We start from the raw sequence: 19360 nt of genomic DNA, 5'->3' as shown, positions 1-19360 counted from the left end.
TCAATGCTCCCCCGTGCCCAAATAGGCTTCAATCACCTTGGGGTCTGACTGCACCTGCGCTGGTGTGCCCTGCGCGATTTGTTTGCCGTAGTCCAGCACCGTGACCGCATCGCACAAACCCATGACCAGCTTCACATCGTGCTCGATCAACAAAATGGTTCTTCCGTCTTTGCGTATGCGATCAATCAACTCGCGCAGCTGCACCTTCTCGGTGGCGTTCATGCCCGCGGCAGGCTCATCCAAGGCGATGAGCTTGGGGTCGGTGGCCAAGGCGCGGGCAATCTCCAAACGGCGCTGGTCGCCATAACTTAGGGTACGCGCTTTGAACTCGGCCAAATGGCCTATGCCGACGTAGTCCAGCAGTTCTTGGGCACGCATAGCAATGTCAATTTCTTCTTGCACGAACTTGGCTGTGCGAAAGATGGCACCCAGCAAACCCGAGCCAGTACGCACATGGCGACCCACCATGACGTTCTCTAGCGCAGTCATTTCGGCAAACAAGCGTATGTTTTGAAAGGTACGCGCAATACCGGCTTGCGCGACTTCATGCACTGCGGTGGGTTGGTAAGGTTTGCCTGCCAGCATGAAGTCGCCGCTGTCGGGGGTATACAAACCCGTGATGACGTTAAAGAAGGTGGTTTTGCCTGCGCCATTGGGGCCGATCAAGCCATACACCTGACCCGACTGAATGGTCATGCCCACGTCGCTCAAGGCTTGTAAACCACCAAAGCGCTTGGAGATGCCTTGCACCTGCAACACCGGTGTGCTCATGGCTTGTCTCCGCTGCTGGGCAAGACTTTGCCATGCTCAGGCGAGGGCCATAAACCGCGCGGTCGCCACAGCATGATGATGATCATGGCCAAGGCAATGAGCAACTGGCGCAAGATGGCCGCATCCAAGCGCCCATCGGTCATGGCTTGCAAAGGACCTGCCACATAGCGCAACACCTCGGGCAAGGCCGACAACAACACCGCACCCAAGATGACGCCAGGCAAATGCCCCAAGCCACCCAAAACCACCATGGCCACAATCATCACCGACTCCATCAGACTGAAGGACTCGGGCGACACAAAGCCTTGGAAGGACGCAAACATGACACCTGCCACCCCGCCGAAACCAGCACCCATGCCAAACGCCATCAGCTTTAAATTGCGGGTGTTGATGCCCATGGCCTTGGCCGCAATTTCATCTTCACGAATGGCCATCCATGCACGACCAATGCGTGAGGTTTGCAAGCGGTAACAAATGAGCACACTCACCAAGACCAGCGCCAAGAACAGGTAGTAGTACTGGGTGACACTAGAGAGTTCCATCAAACCCAAATCCAATTTGCGCGACAAACGATGACCCATCACCGTCATCGGGTCTATGGCACCCAAGCCCTTGGGGCCGTTGGTGATGTTGACCGGGTTGTCCAAGTTGTTCATGAACACGCGAATGATTTCGCCAAAGCCCAAGGTCACAATGGCCAAGTAGTCGCCACGTAATTTCAAGGTGGGCGCACCCAGTAACACCCCAAACAAACCCGCCAAACCCGCGCCAATGGGAATAACAGCCCACAAAGGCGTGTGCAAGCCATTGGGAAACATGGCCGCTATCCATGGGAAGGTGTCGGTGAGGTGCGGCGAAGCCAGCAACCCAAACATATAAGCACCCACCGCGAAGAAGGCCACGAAGCCTAAATCGAGCAAGCCAGCGTAGCCCACCACGATATTCAGGCCCAGCGCCAGCAACACATAAAGCAAAGCCATGTCGGCGATACGCACCCAGGCATTGCCCACCGACTGCAGCAGCAAAGGCAACAGCAACAGGCCAATTGCCCATAGCACATAAGAAGAGGGTTTGGACTTGTTCATGCGCGGTCCGCCACACGTTCGCCAAGCAAACCAGAGGGGCGCAAGGTCAGCATGATGATGAGCACCACAAACGCAAAAATATCTGCGTAATGACTGCCCAACACACCGCCTGTCAGGTCGCCGATGTAGCCCGAGGCAATAGATTCGATCAGGCCTAGCAAAATGCCGCCCACCACCGCACCAGCCAAATTGCCAATGCCGCCAAACACCGCTGCGGTGAACGCCTTCAAGCCCGGCAAAAAGCCCATGGCGTGTTGCACTGTGCCGTAATTAGAGGCCCACATCACACCGGCCAAGGCGGCCAGCACCGCACCAATGATGAAGGTGGCTGAAATGATGGTGTCGGGTCGCACGCCCATCAAGGTGGCCACGCGAGGGTTCTCGGCAGTGGCTCGCATGGCTCGCCCCAAACGTGTGCCGTTGACCAACCATATCAAAAATGCCAGTGAAATAGCGGTCACACCCAAGATCATGATTTGCGTGGGCGTGATGACCGCACCGCCAATGTCGATGGGGTCCGCAGGCAGCAAGGTGGGGAAGGCCTTGTTATTGGGCTTCCAAATAATCATGGCCAAGGTTTGCAACAAAATGGACATGCCAATGGCGGTGATGAGGGGCGCCAACTTCGGTGCGCCGCGCAATGGGCGATAAGCAATTTTTTCGATAGCGAAATTCAAAGCGGCCGCCACTGCGCAAGCCACCACCAAAGAAACAAGCAATATCAACCACCCAGGCAGCCAAGGCATATGCTCTTGCAACAAACCCACCACCGTCCAGCTGGTGAGTGCGCCCACCATCAACACCTCGCCGTGGGCGAAGTTGATCAGGTTGATGATGCCGTAGACCATGGTGTAGCCAAGCGCAACCAGCGCGTACATACTGCCCAAGACCAAGCCATTGATGATTTGCTGAAAAAAGATATCGATGGCTGATCTCCCAAAGGTGCCGGATTGTAGGTAAAAAAAAGCCCTCCGTAAGGGAGGGCTTGGCAAGACAGGGAAACTGAATGCTTCAGTCGTTGGCGTAAATATCCACGTCTTTGGTTTCCTTGATGAACAAGGAGCCAATGATGAAGGTCGCACCAGCAATGATGATGGGGTACCACAGGCCGTTGTACATATTGCCGGTCTGCGCCACGATGGCAAAAGCCGTGGTGGGCAACAAACCGCCAAACCAACCGTTACCAATGTGATAAGGCAATGACATGGAGGTGTAGCGGATGCGGGTGGGGAACATTTCCACCAACATGGCAGCAATGGGGCCGTAGACCATGGTAACCAAAATCACCAAATACGTCAGAATAACAATGACATAAACATTGTTCACTTTGGCAGGATCGGCTTTGGCGGGGTAGCCCGCCGCCTTCAAAGCAGCGCTCAAATTAGCCGAAATAACTGCGTCTTTGCTTTTCTTCTCATCCGAAAGGTTTTTCAAAGCGTCTTCGGCGGTCTTGACAGCTTTTGCGTTGACAGGCTCTTCAGCTTTCAGTGTGGCCAATTTTTGCTCAGCCACTTCTTTGGCAGCAGCAACATCTTCAGGCGTGACGGTGGTTTTGATTTCAACGTCACCCACTTTGATAACGGCAGGTGTGCCAGCAGCTGCGATTTCGTTGGAGTAGCTGACAGAGCTGGCAGCCAATTTTTGCTTGGCAATATCGCAAGACGAGGTGAACTTCACAGTACCCGTGGGGTTGAACTGGAAGGAACACTCGCCAGGATCAGCAATCACGACCACTTTGTTGGCTTGTTGAGCCGCGTGCAAATCGGGGTTGGCGGCTTTGGTGAGTTGCTCAAACACAGGGAAGTAGGTGAGCACAGCCAACAAACAACCCAACATGATGATGGGCTTGCGGCCGATCTTGTCAGACAGTACGCCAAACACAATAAAGAACGGTGTGCCGACGATCAACGATGCGGCGACAAACAAATTGGCGGTGGCACCATCGATCTTCAAAGACTGCGTCAAGAAGAACAATGCGTAGAACTGACCTGTGTACCAAACCACGGCTTGGCCAGCGGTTAAGCCAACGAGGGCCAAGATGACGATCTTGAGGTTCTTCCATTGGCCAAAAGACTCGGTCAAGGGTGATTTAGAAGTTTTACCTTCTGCCTTCATTTTCACGAAAGCGGGTGACTCGTTCATGGACAAACGGATGTAGACCGACACGGCCAACAAAGCGATAGAGACCAAGAATGGAATGCGCCATCCCCAATCGACGAAAGCCTCTTCACCAATGGCCGTGCGGGTTCCCAAAATCACCAACAAGGACAAAAACAGCCCCAAGGTGGCAGTGGTTTGAATCCAAGCGGTGTAAGCACCTCGCTTGCCGTGGGGCGCGTGTTCTGCCACGTAGGTAGCTGCACCTCCGTACTCACCGCCCAAAGCCAAACCTTGCAACAAACGCAAGGCAATCAAGATCACGGGAGCGGCCACACCGATGCTGGCATAGGTTGGCAACACGCCGACAATAAATGTCGACAAACCCATGATGAGAATGGTCACCAAGAAGGTGTACTTGCGACCAATCATGTCGCCCAAGCGGCCAAAAAAGATGGCACCAAAAGGTCGCACGATAAAGCCAGCCGCAAACGCCAAGAGCGCAAAAATGAAGGCTGAGCCAGCGTCCAAACCGCTGAAAAACTGCTTGGCAATGATGGCGGCCAATGAACCGTACAAATAAAAGTCATACCACTCGAACACTGTGCCGAGGGATGACGCAAAAATAACTTTCTTCTCTTCCGACGACATTGGTCGGTCTTCATGAACGATGGCCATGGGGTCTCCTAAGGTTTATAGGGCCCAGTGATTGGACCGTCACCGCATTGTGGTGATGTGTGCTTGCCGTGGACTGACTTCAAGCTGAACAACTGCTGACAATCCTAGGGCAAACCCTGTGAATTGGTATCGTTATATGAAATAAGTTCACCCAACCGCGCCCAAATGCGGTGCTGCTCCTGCGAGCTGGCAAATGACCAACGGCCAATCTCGTCCAAGGTGCGCAAACAACCCACGCATTCGCCTGTGCTGTCGTTCATGGTACAAATCGACATGCATGGCGAGATCGGTTGTTCGTCGGCAGGGGTTTGCTGCACCGACAACCAGCGCTCACGCAACACATGCCAAGGGGTGGCGGGCAGGTTCATGTCAATCAGCTTCCAAATCCAAACGCAGCAAAGGCACACCTTCAAGCACTTGGTCGCCAGGTGCATACAGCAGTTCAGCGACGGTGCCATCGGTAGGTGCGGTCACGGTGTGCTCCATCTTCATGGCTTCCATGACTGCCAAGGCCTGACCCGCCTTCACCATGTCGCCCACTTTCACTGCAAAGTTCAACAACTTGCCTGGCATGGGGGCGGACAGATTGCCGCTGGCCGCAGCACCTTGCGCTGCGTGTGCCAAGGGGTTGATGAAATGCAGGCTGCAACTGCCCACATCGGCAAACACATGCAGCTGTTCCTTCACCGCGTACACATGGGCACGCAAGCGCTGCTCGCCCCATTGCAACTGAACGGCATCGCCGTGGACCTGCCATGCCAATGCTTGGGTTTGCTCGCCAATTTGCAACAAAGCAGGACCATGGCTATAACGGGTCAGCAAGGCTACGCCTGCTGCTTCGCCACATACATAGTCGAACTTGCGCAGGCTGTGGCCCTGCATCACCCAACCATCGGTGTGCAACCAAGGATCGACCCAAGCTTGACCGCGCGGTGCTTCTTCAGCCAAGCCGTGGGCCACCGCCGCGGCCACGGCCAGCGCGATGGGCAAAGGCTGTTGGTGAAACAGTTGGTCTTTTTCACGATCAATCAAAGCCGTGTCCAACTGCGCTTGTGCAAACGAGGGGCTACAAACCACCTGCCGCAAAAACCCCACGTTGTTGGCCACCCCCACGATGTGCAACTCGCTGAGAGCTTGGTCTAAGCGAGCCAAAGCTTGTTCTCGGGTGTCGCCATACACGATAAGCTTGGCGATCATGGAGTCGTAATAGGGACTGATGCTATCGCCCTCTCGAACGCCGCTGTCCCAGCGCACACCGCCCTGGGTAAATCTTGTCGCCAAAGGTATGCGCAACACCTGCAAACAGCCAGTGGCAGGCAAGAAATCGTTATCAGGGGTTTCAGCGCAAATCCGCGCTTCAATGGCGTGGCCTTGCACCTTCACCTGTTCTTGCGTCAAGGGCAAAGGCTCGCCTGCAGCGATACGAAGTTGCCACTCGACCAAGTCCAAGCCAGTCACCGCTTCGGTGACAGGATGCTCGACCTGCAAGCGGGTATTCATCTCCATGAAGAAAAAATCCATGCTGCGCTCAGACTGCTCAACGATGAACTCCACCGTGCCAGCACCCACATAGTTGACCGCCTTGGCAGCCGCCACCGCCGCCGCACCCATGCGTTGGCGCATCTCCTCGGTCAAGCCAGGTGCGGGCGACTCTTCCAACACCTTTTGATGGCGGCGTTGTACCGAGCAATCGCGCTCGTGCAAATGGATGAGTTGGCCGTGGCTGTCGCCAAACACCTGTATCTCGATGTGCCGCGGACGCTGCACATACTTTTCAATCAGCACCGCGTCGTCGTTGAAACTGTTTTTGGCCTCACGCTGACAAGATGCCAAGGCCTGGTCGAAATCTTCTGAGCGTTGAACGATTCGCATACCTTTGCCGCCGCCGCCCGCACTGGCTTTTATCAACACCGGAAAACCTATGCGCTTGGCTTCGCTGGCCAACAAAACAGGGCTTTGGTCAGCCCCGTGGTAACCAGGCACCAAGGGCACACCGGCTTTTTCCATCAATTGCTTGGAGGCGGCTTTCAAGCCCATGGCATGAATCGACGCCGAGGAGGGGCCAATGAACACCAGGCCCGCTTGCTGGCACGCATTGGCGAAGTCGGCGTTCTCGCTTAAAAAGCCATAGCCAGGGTGGATGGCTTGGGCACCAGTCTGCAGGGCTGCTTGCAAGATACGTTGCCATTTCAAATAGCTGTCTTGGGGCGCATTTCCACCAATGTGCACTGCCTCATCGCAGGCTTGCACATGGGCTGCATTCGCATCTGCGTTCGAGTACACCGCCACGGTGCGAACACCCAAGCGACGAGCGGTGGCGGCGACGCGGCAGGCGATCTCGCCTCGATTGGCAATCAGGATTTTGTGAAACATGGGGCTCAGTAGCGCTTGGCCACTTCTTCCAACATCACCTCGGTTGCACCGCCGCCGATGGCCAGCACACGGGCGTCTCGCCACAGGCGCTCGATGGGGGCTTCGCGCATATAACCCATGCCGCCCCAAAACTGCAGGCAACCGCCCACCACCTCGTTGACCAAGTCGCCGGTCAAGGCTTTGAGCATGGACACCTCTTGCACGATGTCGTGGTCTTGCGTGACCGACCAAGCGCAGTGGTACATGAGTTGTCGTGCGGCGCGGGTTTTGGCGTCGAGCATGGCGATGCGCTGGCGAATGTGTTGCATGTCCCACAGCGCTTTGCCAAAGGCTTGGCGTTGGCGCACATAGTCCAAGGTCAACTCGATGGCGCGTTGGCAGTGGCCGACCGCCATCGCCGCTAAAGCGATGCGCTCGGTTTGCAGGTTGCGCATCAGCGCATAAAAACCTTTGTCTTGCTCACCCAGCAAAGCCTCGGGGCCCAGTCGCACGTTGTCGAGCACCAACTCGGCGGTGTCCGAGCACAGCCAACCGGTTTTGTCCAAAGAGCGGCCCACGCTGAAGCCGGGCGTTCCTTTTTCCACAATGAACATCGACATTTGATGCTTGCCTTCGCCAGTTTTAGCGGCGACGAAGTACACATTGGCATGCACGCCGTTGGTGATGAACATCTTGGTACCGTTGAGCAGCCAGCCGTCGCCGTCGCGCTTGGCGGTGCTTCGCATACCCGACAAATCCGAACCCGCGCCCGGCTCGGTCATGGCGACGGCACTGATGGTGTCGCCCGCGATGATGGGGGGCATGTACTTGGCTTTTTGCGCTGGGGTGCCTGCATGGTGCAAATGCGGACTGGCCATGTCGGTGTGCACCAACACGCTCACGATGAAGCCTGCAAACGTGGACTGCGACAGCGCTTCGGCAAACACCAAATTGGTGAGCGCATCGGCCTCGGCGCCGCCGAAGTCGCTCTCGTACATCAGGCCAAAAAAGCCAGCTTGACCCATTTTGCGCAGCACCTCGCGCGGCACTTTGCCAGCCTTTTCCCATTCCATGCCGAAAGGCTCGACCTCGCGCTCAAGAAAGCGCTGCATTTGGTCGCGCAGGGTTTGGTGTTCGGGCAGGTGGTAGATGTGGTTCATGGCTTTGTATTTGTGTGTTTTATGTGGAGGGAGTCAATGTGGCCATGTGTCTAGGCCACCCAAGATTTGAAGAGCGGAAAAGTCGGCATCACGGTGCAGCAGCACATGGCCGTTGTTCATGCAGTAGCTGGCCAGCAGCACATCGACGGGGCTGTTGACAGTTCGCCCTTTGACGCGCAATTGGCGATAACGGGCTGCGCCCAGTAGCGCGTTATCTGTACCGCCAAGTTCAACCTGCGGCAGTGCACACAACAGTGCTTGTGCATCTCGCATGGCGGGGGTGTCACGAAATCCGCGCATGACTTCAAACAGCACCAAGTCGGCCATGCCAACCTCGACGCTGGCATCTCCCAGGCACTGCGCCAAGGCGGTGCTGGCAGCGCCGTTGTCACCGCGAAAGAAGTCAATCCAGACGCTGGTATCGACCAAAATCATTTGGATTTGCCAACCTTTCGGGACACGCCCTTGGCTTGGTAAGCAGCCTTGGGTTCTTGGACGGTGACTGGCTGTTGCGCCTGCGAACGGGTCCGCGCCCAACCCGCGTCGGTGTCGTCCCATTGCAATTTGCCACGCAAGGCGAGCAAACCGTCATAGGTTTTTCGGCGGCCCACCAAGCGCAAGCCCTCTTCCACAGCTTCGCGCTTGGTTTTGAAGCCGCCTGCGGCCATGGCCGCAGCCATTAAGTCGTCGTCAATATCAATGTTGGTTCGCATGGTCACGGCCTCAATGTGTATGAAATTACAAAATTATACACATTACATGCGAAACACACCAAAGCGTGTCTCTGGAATCGGCGTGTTCAGCGCCGCAGAAAGCCCTAGCGCCAGCACGCGGCGGGTGTCGGCAGGGTCAATCACGCCGTCGTCCCACAGGCGGGCGCTGGCGAAATAGGGGTGAGATTGGTGGGCAAATTGGTCCAACAAAGGTTGCTTGAAGGCGGCCTCTTCGGCGGCGCTCCAACTGCCGCCTTTGGCCTCGATGCCATCGCGGCGCACTGTGGCCAGCACGCTGGCAGCTTGCTCGCCGCCCATGACGCATATGCGGGCGTTGGGCCACATCCACAAAAAACGCGGGTTGAAAGCACGGCCGCACATGCCGTAGTTGCCCGCGCCGTAACTGCCACCAATGATGAAGGTGAACTTGGGCACTTGCGCGGTGGCAACCGCCGTGACCATCTTGGCGCCGTGGCGGGCAATGCCCTCGTTTTCATACTTGCGCCCGACCATGAAGCCGGTGATGTTTTGCAAAAACACCAGCGGGATTTTGCGCTGGCAACACAGCTCAATGAAATGCGCCCCTTTTTGCGCCGACTCGGAAAACAACACGCCGTTGTTGGCGATGATGCCCACCGGCATGCCCTCGACATGGGCAAAACCACACACCAAGGTGGCGCCAAAACGGGGCTTGAACTCGTGCATCTCACTGCCGTCGACGATGCGGGCAATGATTTCACGCACGTCATAGGGCTTTTTGGTGTCAGCGGGAATCACGCCGTACAGCTCTTGCGGGTCGTACAAGGGTGCGCGAGATTCACGCACCGCCAGTTGAATGACTTTTTTGCGGTTCAAGCGGGCCACGGCCTCACGGGCCAGCGCCAAGGCATGGGCGTCGTTGTCGGCCAAATGGTCGGCCACGCCAGACAGGCGGGTGTGCACATCGCCTCCGCCTAAGTCTTCGGCGGAAACAATTTCGCCAATGGCGGCCTTCACCAAGGGCGGGCCGCCCAAGAAGATGGTGCCTTGGTTTTTCACGATGATGGTCTCGTCACTCATGGCAGGCACATAGGCGCCGCCAGCGGTGCAACTGCCCATGACCACCGCGATTTGCGCAATGCCTTGGGCACTCATATTGGCTTGGTTGAAGAAGATGCGGCCAAAGTGCTCTTTGTCGGGGAAGACGTCGTCTTGGTTGGGCAAGTTAGCGCCGCCCGAATCCACTAAATATATACAGGGCAGATTGTTTTGCTGGGCAATCTCTTGCGCCCGCAAATGCTTTTTCACCGTCATGGGGTAATAGGTGCCGCCTTTGACCGTGGCGTCATTGCACACCACCACACAGTCCACGCCGCTCACGCGGCCAATGCCGGCAATCACTCCTGCACAAGGCGCGTCGCCGTTGTACATGCCGTGCGCGGCCAAAGGGCTGAGCTCTAAAAACGGGGTGCCGGGGTCTAGCAAAAGCGCCACCCGCTCGCGGGGGGGGAGCTTGCCACGCGCCAACTGTTTGGCCCGCGCCGCCTCACCGCCACCTAAAGCACTGGCTTGTAACTGGGCACGCAAGTCGGCCACTGCGGCTTGCATGGCCTGCGCATTGGCCACAAAGTCTGCAGCGCGGGGGGACAAAAAAGAGGTGAGAACAGGCATGGCAAGCCGTCAAAGTCAAAGCATCGACTTTAGTTGACGTTGACGTAAACGTCAATCTCGACAACGCACTAACCAATGGCGAAAGCGAAATCAACTTTAATAAATTGTTTTAAGTATTTGATATATATACAAGGGTTGTAAAAATATAACAAATAGCTAAAAATTGTTTTTTTTATAGCTAATTTTGGTATATATTAATCATTAAGTGATTAAAAGGTTTTAATCATTTGTTTCAATTAACACTTAACAACCAAAGGAACTCCCATGAAAGAAGTTAATTCATTACCCGTCAAAGCAAAGCAAGGCGGTTACACCATTGTTGAACTCTCCATCGCGCTGACAGTGATCGCGATTTTGATCGTCGGCGGTTTGTCTGGCGTGAGCGCTTTGCTCACCAGCAGCAAGGCCAACGGGCAAATTGAAGACTCTGGCAAAGCTTTGACCAAACTACAGTCCATACTCACCAGTACCTCGGTTTCTGGACTGACCACCCCATCAGGCATTGGCATGGGTTTGTTTCCCGCCAACCGCATAGTTGGCACCACCGTTACAAACGTTTTGGGCGGCAAAGAGTATGTCAATAGTAATATCACCGCATTAAGCACCGCTAATGGGCTATCTACAGAACTGGCAGCTAACGCAGCCGCTATTTACACCTTAACGGGTATTCCCAAAGCCGTTTGCACAGACGTAGCGGGACCCTTGGCCAGCCTAGCCGCCGCCGCCTATATTTACAACGCCACAGCAGCTGATAGCGGTGCTACCGGCAACTTAATATCAGGCAACCTAATCAAGTCGCCGGGCGGAACTGTTCAAGGCACCGCGATGGGTACTCAGTGCAACCTTGCCAGCACGCTGAACATGTCTTTTGTTTTGCAACCCTGAAGAGCTTGCATGAGACTTCTTGCTTGTTGTCGCGGTTTGCACCTGACAGGTTTGCTGGCAGTGGGTTTGAGCTGGCAAGCCTTTGCGCAGGTCGCGCCTTCTCTGCCGCCGACTCAGATCGCGCCCATTCGCGCCAAACCCGCGAAGTCAATCGGGGTTGGCGGGTCTGCGGCGGCTGAAAGCCCAGCGGCAGGGGGTATCTTTGAAATATCGGTGGAGTTGGCCAAGTCCGTCAAGCCTACCCTACCCAAACCTACTGCCACGCCCAGTGAGCTGCGTCTGCCCGAGGACGAACCTTCGTCAATTTGGTATTTGAAAACCCAAGACCAAACGCTTTACCACAGCATGAGCCGTTGGGCACAAATTGCCAACTGGCAGCTGATGTGGGAAGCCGAACGAGACTTCCCGATTCAAGCGCAAATCAGTATCGAAGGTAGCTTCAAGGCCGCCATTCAGGTGGTGATGAACTCTTTGGCAGGCAGCGACTTTCCCTTGCAAGCGGTGATGAACGACTCCACACGCGTCATCAGCATCATCCGCCACCAAGACCCCTTCATTCGCTGAAACCACCATGACAAAACACGCATTTCGCTCCACCCATGCTTGGGGATTGTGCTGCCTGTTGTTGCTGAGCGGTTGCACCACGTCTAAGTATGAAAACAAGATCGCCTCGTCGCACGCAGACGTAAGCAAGCGCAACGAACAAGCCAATGCCTTGCTTCGCAATTACCCGGGGCCTACGCCCTCGGTGGTTAGCAGCCAAACACCGCGCTTCACCTCGCATTCCATTCCCTTTGACCGCAGCGAAATGCTGCCTAACCATATTGCCACGGTGACCTTGCGGGTACCGGGCAAACACAGCATCAAAACCATCGCCGAATTGATTGAACAGGCGACTGGAATTCCGGTGAATGTAGCCAATGACGCCACCTTGCCTAGCAACATGTTTTTGCCCATCGGCATGGCCCAGCAAACACCAACCGCTGCCACACCCGAGCCCGCTGCTGTTGCAATCCCTGCGGCTAACGCAACCCCAGGGGCTAACGCAACCCCCACCACCGCATTGGAACCCACCGACAAATCCATTTTGGATAAGGTGCAACGCTCTGGTGGCAACCGCCTGAGCGCCAACAACGACCCCGCCACGCAAAATAACATCGAATTGAACTACTCGGGTAGCTTGGCGGGCTTACTCAACCAAGTGGCGCTGCGCTCGGACCTGCGCTGGTCATACGAATCGGGGCGCATCCGCTTTTTCCGCGTGGTGTCGCGCACTATGGCGGTGAAAACCTTGCCTGGGGGACTAAAGCTGTCCTCATCGCTGAGCCTGACCTCCACCGGCGGGGGCTCATCGTCATCGGCCATCAGCAGCGACGTCAACATCTGGACCGGTATCGAGAAAAACCTGGCCAATATGGTGTCTGTTAGCGGCAAGCTGGTGATTGACCCCAATACCGGCACCGTCACTGTGCGTGACGCGTTTCGCAATGTCGAGGCGATTGAACAATATGTCCAAAACCTGAACCAAAACCTGATGCGCCAAGTCTCGATGACGGTAGAGGTCTTGCAGATCACGCTGAGCAACGAATTCCAATCGGGCATCGACTGGAGCTATGTCTCCGAGACCATGCGCATAGGTCAGCTGCAACTCAAAGGACCCACCCCTGTCACCAGCGCAGCCAGCGCCGGTAGCGTCGGCTTGGTATTGCAAAAAAGCGCGAATGTCACCAACCAATTGTTGTTCCAAGCGCTGGAAAAATTCGGTCGGGTCAGCTCGGCCTATTCCACCGTGGTCACCACCGTCAACCGCCAAGCCGTGCCGGTGGGCAGCCAAACCACCCAAAGCTATTTGAAGTCGGTCGCTCCCACCGTCATCAGCTCCGCGTCCGGCACCACTTACGGCCCATCCACCTTGACGCCTGGCGAGATCACGACGGGCTTTACGCTGACGCTGTTGCCCATCTTGCTCGACTCCAACCATGTGCTGGTCGAGTGCGGTTTGTCGCTGAGTGCGCTCAAATCTTTGACCTCGTTCAACTCGGGAACCGGCGCAAACCTGCAAACCATCCAACAGCCCAGCATCGCCAACTTTGGCGTGATGCAGCGTTTGGTAGCCAAGTCCAGCGAAACCATTGTGCTCAGCGGCTATGACCAAGAGGTCTCCAACAGCGAAGGGGTCGATCCCCTGATTCAAAAGGTACCTGGCTCCAGCAAAGGCTCCAAAGAGCGCACCACCACCGTGGTACTCATCACTCCCCGTTTGCAGGACCAATAAAGCCATGAACCAAAACGCTTTATGGGTGAGTTTTGACCAGCACCACTTTGTGCTGGGCATGGAATGGCGCCTGCTGCAGCCGGCCGAGAAACTGTTGCAATCCACCTTGTCGCAAATGCGGCGCGAAGGCATGCAGTGGTATGCAGCCAGCGGTTTGCAAGATGTGGTGGGCATGTGCAGTGGTATTGCCAAAGCCCGTAAAACCATGCACTCGGCGGCCTTGCATTTGGCCAGTCAGTGGAGCAATGGCGGCATAGAGTTGTTTGTGTTTGGCATGGCCGAGCAGCGTGTGGCTGTGGTGGCACTTAATGACCATCGTCCCTTGCCCGGGTTTGACTTCATCGGCACATTGGCTGAGGCGCAAGAACTGATTGAAGAGTTCGAGGCCATCCAACAAAGCGAGGTGGTGCGACGCGTGGGTGACTTGGGGTTGCTGGACAACGAAGAACGCATCAGTGCCCAAACCGTCTTCGACCAACCCAACGCTGAATCGCGCCTGAAGAAAATACCGAGCTTGCGAAAACTCATGATGATGGGCGCAGGCTTGGTATTGATACTGGGCTGCTTGGGCGGTTTTTATTACTGGCAGGAGCAAGAGCGTGCAACTACCTTAGCCAATATGCCTGCCCCTTTGGCCCCCAACATTGGCCCCAACATCGACCCCAATACTGAATACAACCAGCAGGCGGTGCAGCAGGTACAGGCCTTGTCAAAGCAAGGTCAAACCTTGTACCAAGCATGGGTGCAACTGAGTAAACAGTTGCCGCTTGCACACCAAGGCTGGGTGCTGACCCAGGTTGAGTGCAAAGCCGAGGTTTGCACCGCCGACTGGAATCGCATGTACGGCAGCGTGGACGACTTTTTTGCCCAATTGCCAGTACGCACCAGCATGACGCAACACCTGTCAGTGGACAAAGATGCGCTTACCCACGTCCTGCAAACCAGCCACCCCACGCCGCCCAAAGAGACCCATCGCAGCTATGAAAAAACGGCCGACTTGCCACAGGCAGAAGAAGGGTTTCGCGGCGTGTCTTCATGGCTGCAAGACCTGAGCCTGTTTGGGGCTCGAAATCTGCTGGTGGGAAAACCGCAAATCTGGGCGTCGGGCGCCGATGCCGCCGCCTTGAATCAGCCCTTGCTGCAAGGCACTTGGACAGCGGAACTGCCCCTGACCTTAACAAGCGACTTGGAGATACCCCCCTACGCCACAGTTAGGCTGTTCAAAACCAACTTAGGTGATACGTACCAGTTAACCGGAGACTACTATGTCCGCTCTGACGCCATCAAATAAGGCCTTGCTGATTGGTCTGTGCAGCATGTGTTTGGGCGCAACCTATGCCCAAACACAGAATGTACAAACCTTGGGTGACATGATCAACCAAGCCAAGCGTAAGCAAGAACTCTCTATGAACGCGATGTCCGACCCCCAGTCAACAGGCGCTTCGAAAAGACGAGCACCTGTTGAGCCTTTTGGGATTCTGCCCCCGCCCAACAATCCCCCTTTATTGTGGACGCTCACAGGTGTTAACAACCAATTGGTGGCCGAGGTGATTTACCAAGAATCGGTGCATGTATTGCGCTTGTCAGACGGCGACCGCGAGATTGGTCCATGGCGAATCGAGCGCTTTAGCCCCAACGGTTTGTATCTGGTATCCAGTGACCCCAGAGACAACAACAAGAAAAAGGGCTTGTTTTTGGCAGCGCCCATGCCCGGCACCTCCCTAGATCAATATAGCTCGAGTCTGCCCACCACAGCTACGTCACCTACTGGCAAGCAGCGCAGTCCCAGTCGATCGGAGCTGGCCGTGGTGGAAGACCTCACCGATAACGTGCTCGCCCAAATGCTTCAAGAAGCCAATATCAATCGCCAACCACCTTCGACGCGCTTACCACCGAAAAACATCAAATGAAGCCCCACGCCACCGTCGACAACAACAGTGCTAAACCATCTCTGCTCAGCGGCGAGCCGGTGATGGTCAAGCGCAACCACATCGACGACTACACGCAGATCCCCGCCTTCAAGAACGTGCTCTCGCATGGTGACAAACCGCTGCTCGCCATCCCCAAGAGCCAACTGGCCTGCATGATGGCGCTGGGCACTGACAATGGCCGCTTCATCGTGCTGTGCCTGCCCAGCGAATACCGCAGCACGGGCTGGTTCAACCTGATCGAGCAAGGTAAGCGATTGAAGTTGAGCTTTGGCGGCGCGTATACCTGTGCGCCTGATGTTTTGCAAACGGTGATGCAAGAGCATGTGTACGAAAAGGAGGCACTCAAGGCCCAAGAAGTCCAAGCGCAAGAGCGCGAAACCATGGCCAAAATCATCCAAGATTCTGCGCCGCTGGGCTGGCTTAGTGGCATCGTGGCGCATTGCTTGCAACTGGGCAGCAGCGATATTCATTTTGAAGTGCGTGGCGACATCACCTTGCTGCGGGTACGCTTGGATGGTTTGATGCGCTTGGTCAAGCACCTGCCTTCGCGCATGGTCATCAGCGGCATTTCAGCCGGCTATACCGTGTTGTCGCAATCGGGTTCTAGCTCAGAGGTGGCCTTCAACGCAGGCCTGCCTCAATCGACCATGATTCCCATGGAAGTGCATGGGCAAAAGCTGCAACTGCGCTACCAAAGCCACCCCAGCGTGGGCGGCTTTGATGTGACGATTCGCATCTTGCGCACCGGTACGGTCAACCACGCCGATTTGCCGCAAATCGACAAACTGGGCTACACCCCATGGCAAATCGAGCAGCTGCGTGAAACCACCCAATCGGCTTGGGGCGGCGTGTTCGTCGCAGGTATCACAGGTTCGGGCAAAACCACCACGCTGACGGCGCTGTTGTCTATGCTGGCCTCGCAAGGGCAGCGCAAGATCATCTCGATTGAAGACCCGGTGGAATACATCGTGCCGGGGGTTTCTCACTTTTCCATACAACGCCAAGCCAAGGGCAATAACCAAAACCCCTTCGAGGCGGCCATGATGGCTTTTTTGCGTATGGACCCCGATGCGGGCATGTTTGGCGAAATCCGTGACCGCGTCTCGGGGCAGATGGCCCATGCCGCTATCCAAACCGGCCACAAACTCTTGACCACGGTGCACGCCACCTCAGCGCTGGGCATTGTGGCGCGGCTCACCTCACAGCACATTGGCTTGCTACGCGAAGACGTGTGCAATGCCGAATTTTTATCCTTGCTGGTCTACCAAGTGCTCATGCCGCTTAACTGCGAGCACTGCAAAGTTCCTGCCATTTCAGCCTTACCTGTGCAAAGTTTGGTGGAATATGAAAAATACTTTGGCCTGGATGTGGCCCAACTGCGCTGCGCCAGTGACATGGGCTGTTCGCACTGTCAAGTGCCTGGCTTGGATGCTGCGCACCACGACCATTCGGGCGTCAAGGGTGTGAAGGTGTGCGCCGAAGTCATACCCTTGGACAACGTCTTGCTGGGCTTGCTACACCAAGGAAATGACTTTGCCGCCCGCAACCACTGGCTGGGCTTGCGCCAAGCGGCATTTGACCAAGAGAACATGCTGGGCAAAGAGGCGTGGGGCCATGCCTTGTACGACATGTCGAAAGGTGTCATCGACCCCTATCACTTCGAGCGCACCTTTGGCTCACCTGCGGTGATTGCACGCACACGCCAACTGGCGGTCATGCGGGGTGCCGCATGAAGCAGTTATTGATGTCCATTCCCGTTTGGTTTGCCAAGCGCGATTTGCATGAGCGTCGCGCAGATTTTTATTACGACTTGGCTTCCACCTTGAAAGACCACGTACCCTTGTTCACCACGATTCGCAAGCTCGAGTCGCGAGCACAGCAACGTACACCTCTGAGCGCCCCCATGTACCTGCAGATGCTCAAAGGCTTGGAGGGTGGGTCGCTGTCTGAAGCGCTGCGCGGCATTGCCTCGACCACGGAATTGACCATGATCGACGCCACCCAGGCTGCAGGCGACGCCACCATGGCCGATGGTCTGATGTTTTTGGCTGAAACCGTTCATAAAACCGACGCCATGTCAGTGTCCATGCGAAAGGCTGTGACCTACCCCATTGTTTTATTGCTGATGTTTGCATCTTTGCTAACGGGGTTTTCTCTCAACGCGGTGCCCATCTTGACGCAGCTCTCGCCACCTAGCAACTGGCCACCCATGGGCCAAGGTTTGTACGCAGTGTCAAAGTTCATCACCGATTACGGCATTTACATAGGCCTGATTGCAGCCGTATTTTTTGCAACACTGTTTTACAGCCTACCGCGATGGACGGGACGGGTGCGCAAGCAATTAGATAAGTGGTTACCACTGAACTTGTACCGCGACTACGCCAGCTCGATGATGATGATTTCGCTGGCCTCGCTGATGCGCTCGGGTATTTCGCTTCGCTCGTCGCTGGAGCGCACATATAAAAACAGTTCGCCGTGGGGCAAATGGCATATACGCCAAATCTTGATCAACCTATCTAAGCCCAGCAACGGCACCTTTGGCCAAGCCTTTTCTACCGGCTTGTTTGACCAAGAAATGGAAGACCGCATCCAAGACGCGTCTGAACGCAGCAACCCGATTGAGTCGTTTATTCACATTGGTGTGGGCTCGATCGATCGCATGATTTTGCGAATCGAAAAGCGTGCCAAGCAACTCAACAACATGATGATGATGATCTGCGGCGTGCTGCTGGCCAGCATGATGGTGGCGTTTTTCTCCACCACCATGTCCCTTCAATCAGGCATTCGTAACCCCGTCCCTGGAGTATTGAAATGACCCCCAACCCAATCGCCATCGCCATGGTGAGCTCTTGCGTTATTTCGAATGGCCTTGAGCCTCGAGGAGCGCAGCGTCGTGCTGTCAAAACACATCAAACCGGCTTTAGCTTGCTAGAAATCAGCGTGGTCATTGCCTTGGCCGCCATGGTGTCAATTGGTTATTTGTACAACCAAAGCAGAGAAAATGAAATCAACGTGGCAAAAGCCCAAGCCGGCTATTTCCTCACCCTCAATGATGCTGTGGGCAACTACATGCTTCAAAACTACACTTACTTAAAAAGCGATCAACTAATTCCCATTGAGTGCTCAGAGCTTAAATTAAGTGCAGGTGACAAACCTACACAAGGCCCAATACCAAATTGCACATTTAGAGACGGCCCTTATGTAGGGAATAAGAGCCCCAAAAATGTGATGCAACCCACCCTGGCCGATTTGAAAGCGCAAGGAGTATTAGATCAGAGTTTTGATAACAGTTTTTTATGGAAAACCGTCCCAATCTCTACTTCTCAGTCCAATAACCCCCTCAACGTCTATAACCCAAATGGAATAGAACCCGTGGGGTATGCCATACGCATTGAACGCTGGTGCAACGGAAAACTCGCTACCAACAACAATATTTGTGCCGTAGATCAGTTCAAAAGCTTGATCATCAATACACAGCCTTTTGCTGATGACGATAAGAGCAGTTTCTTCAGATTGTCACGCTTTGAAAAACTCAACCTAGCGATTACCTCCATAGGCAGTGATGGTTTCATGTCTTTAGATAGAAGCATGGACAACGACAGCAGTGGCAAGTTGTGGAGTGTGGGCAAGAAAACTTTTTTAGAAAACCCTATTAAAGATAAAAAAAACCCATCCACCCCAGGCATTGAGGGTGTTTTGGCAGTACAAAACGCCGTTAATTGGACCTGCAAAGCCCAATCACTTTGACAACCGAATCCCACCA

General features: G+C 55.2%; 18 protein-coding genes. 8 read left to right on the top strand and 10 right to left on the bottom strand.

All coding sequences use genetic code 11. The annotated features are described in order from the left end of the window. From AC9UEO_RS01930 to AC9UEO_RS01885, 10 genes are all read right to left on the bottom strand, one after another. Positions 1-771 carry an ABC transporter ATP-binding protein gene (locus AC9UEO_RS01930; RefSeq protein WP_509529165.1) on the bottom strand — a complete coding sequence of 257 codons (771 nt, stop codon included), beginning with the start codon at positions 769-771 and terminating at the stop codon, positions 1-3. Beyond that, on the bottom strand, positions 768-1856 hold the full coding sequence (locus AC9UEO_RS01925; RefSeq protein ID WP_509529163.1) for a branched-chain amino acid ABC transporter permease: 1089 nt from the start codon (positions 1854-1856) through the stop codon (positions 768-770). Before AC9UEO_RS01925 ends, AC9UEO_RS01930 begins: the two co-directional genes overlap by 4 nt. Further along, positions 1853-2782: a branched-chain amino acid ABC transporter permease gene (locus tag AC9UEO_RS01920; protein ID WP_509529711.1), complete on the bottom strand. Its 930-nt coding sequence runs from the start codon at positions 2780-2782 to the stop codon at positions 1853-1855. Before AC9UEO_RS01920 ends, AC9UEO_RS01925 begins: the two co-directional genes overlap by 4 nt. An 85-nt stretch (positions 2783-2867) precedes the next feature. Next, on the bottom strand, positions 2868-4631 hold the full coding sequence (locus tag AC9UEO_RS01915; protein WP_509529160.1) for an MFS transporter: 1764 nt from the start codon (positions 4629-4631) through the stop codon (positions 2868-2870). 104 nt (positions 4632-4735) lie between these two features. Further along, complete coding sequence (locus tag AC9UEO_RS01910) at positions 4736-4999, bottom strand: DUF1289 domain-containing protein (protein WP_509529158.1); 264 nt, start codon at positions 4997-4999, stop codon at positions 4736-4738. A gap of 1 nt (position 5000) precedes the next feature. Then, a complete protein-coding gene (locus tag AC9UEO_RS01905; RefSeq protein ID WP_509529156.1) occupies positions 5001-7004 on the bottom strand; it encodes an acetyl/propionyl/methylcrotonyl-CoA carboxylase subunit alpha in 2004 nt (667 codons plus the stop codon). A gap of 5 nt (positions 7005-7009) precedes the next feature. Beyond that, positions 7010-8143, bottom strand: coding sequence for an acyl-CoA dehydrogenase family protein (locus AC9UEO_RS01900; protein ID WP_509529154.1), 1134 nt, complete (start codon positions 8141-8143; stop codon positions 7010-7012). 33 nt (positions 8144-8176) lie between these two features. Then, positions 8177-8578 carry a type II toxin-antitoxin system VapC family toxin gene (gene vapC / locus AC9UEO_RS01895; RefSeq protein WP_509529152.1) on the bottom strand — a complete coding sequence of 134 codons (402 nt, stop codon included), beginning with the start codon at positions 8576-8578 and terminating at the stop codon, positions 8177-8179. Continuing rightward, positions 8575-8856, bottom strand: coding sequence for a type II toxin-antitoxin system VapB family antitoxin (locus AC9UEO_RS01890; RefSeq protein WP_509529150.1), 282 nt, complete (start codon positions 8854-8856; stop codon positions 8575-8577). Before AC9UEO_RS01890 ends, vapC begins: the two co-directional genes overlap by 4 nt. Positions 8857-8898: 42 nt before the next feature. Then, a complete protein-coding gene (locus AC9UEO_RS01885) occupies positions 8899-10506 on the bottom strand; it encodes a carboxyl transferase domain-containing protein (protein WP_509529148.1) in 1608 nt (535 codons plus the stop codon). A gap of 264 nt (positions 10507-10770) precedes the next feature. Between AC9UEO_RS01885 and AC9UEO_RS01880 the strand changes: the two genes are divergently transcribed. From AC9UEO_RS01880 to AC9UEO_RS01845, 8 genes are read left to right on the top strand one after another with little or no spacing between them, the layout of a single operon-like run. After that, positions 10771-11391: a type II secretion system protein gene (locus tag AC9UEO_RS01880; protein ID WP_509529146.1), complete on the top strand. Its 621-nt coding sequence runs from the start codon at positions 10771-10773 to the stop codon at positions 11389-11391. Between the two features lie 9 nt (positions 11392-11400). Next, positions 11401-11955 carry a toxin co-regulated pilus biosynthesis Q family protein gene (locus AC9UEO_RS01875; protein WP_509529144.1) on the top strand — a complete coding sequence of 185 codons (555 nt, stop codon included), beginning with the start codon at positions 11401-11403 and terminating at the stop codon, positions 11953-11955. Positions 11956-11962: 7 nt separating this feature from the next. Continuing rightward, positions 11963-13666, top strand: coding sequence for a secretin GspD/PilQ domain-containing protein (locus AC9UEO_RS01870; RefSeq protein ID WP_509529142.1), 1704 nt, complete (start codon positions 11963-11965; stop codon positions 13664-13666). A gap of 4 nt (positions 13667-13670) precedes the next feature. Next, a complete protein-coding gene (gene pilO2, locus AC9UEO_RS01865) occupies positions 13671-14957 on the top strand; it encodes a type 4b pilus protein PilO2 (RefSeq protein WP_509529140.1) in 1287 nt (428 codons plus the stop codon). Beyond that, positions 14932-15576, top strand: coding sequence for a hypothetical protein (locus AC9UEO_RS01860; protein ID WP_509529138.1), 645 nt, complete (start codon positions 14932-14934; stop codon positions 15574-15576). The genes pilO2 and AC9UEO_RS01860 overlap by 26 nt, the downstream gene beginning before the upstream one ends. Then, complete coding sequence (locus AC9UEO_RS01855; protein WP_509529136.1) at positions 15573-17330, top strand: GspE/PulE family protein; 1758 nt, start codon at positions 15573-15575, stop codon at positions 17328-17330. Before AC9UEO_RS01860 ends, AC9UEO_RS01855 begins: the two co-directional genes overlap by 4 nt. Further along, complete coding sequence (locus tag AC9UEO_RS01850) at positions 17327-18412, top strand: type II secretion system F family protein (RefSeq protein ID WP_509529134.1); 1086 nt, start codon at positions 17327-17329, stop codon at positions 18410-18412. Before AC9UEO_RS01855 ends, AC9UEO_RS01850 begins: the two co-directional genes overlap by 4 nt. Beyond that, positions 18409-19344, top strand: coding sequence for a type II secretion system protein (locus tag AC9UEO_RS01845; RefSeq protein WP_509529132.1), 936 nt, complete (start codon positions 18409-18411; stop codon positions 19342-19344). Before AC9UEO_RS01850 ends, AC9UEO_RS01845 begins: the two co-directional genes overlap by 4 nt. Positions 19345-19360: the final 16 nt, after the last annotated feature.

It is taken from the genome of Limnohabitans sp., from assembly GCF_040401495.1.
Lineage (GTDB): Bacteria > Pseudomonadota > Gammaproteobacteria > Burkholderiales > Burkholderiaceae_C > Limnohabitans.
The sequence above is the reverse complement of the archived record's forward strand: the minus strand, read 5'-3'. Positions and strand labels throughout refer to the sequence as shown.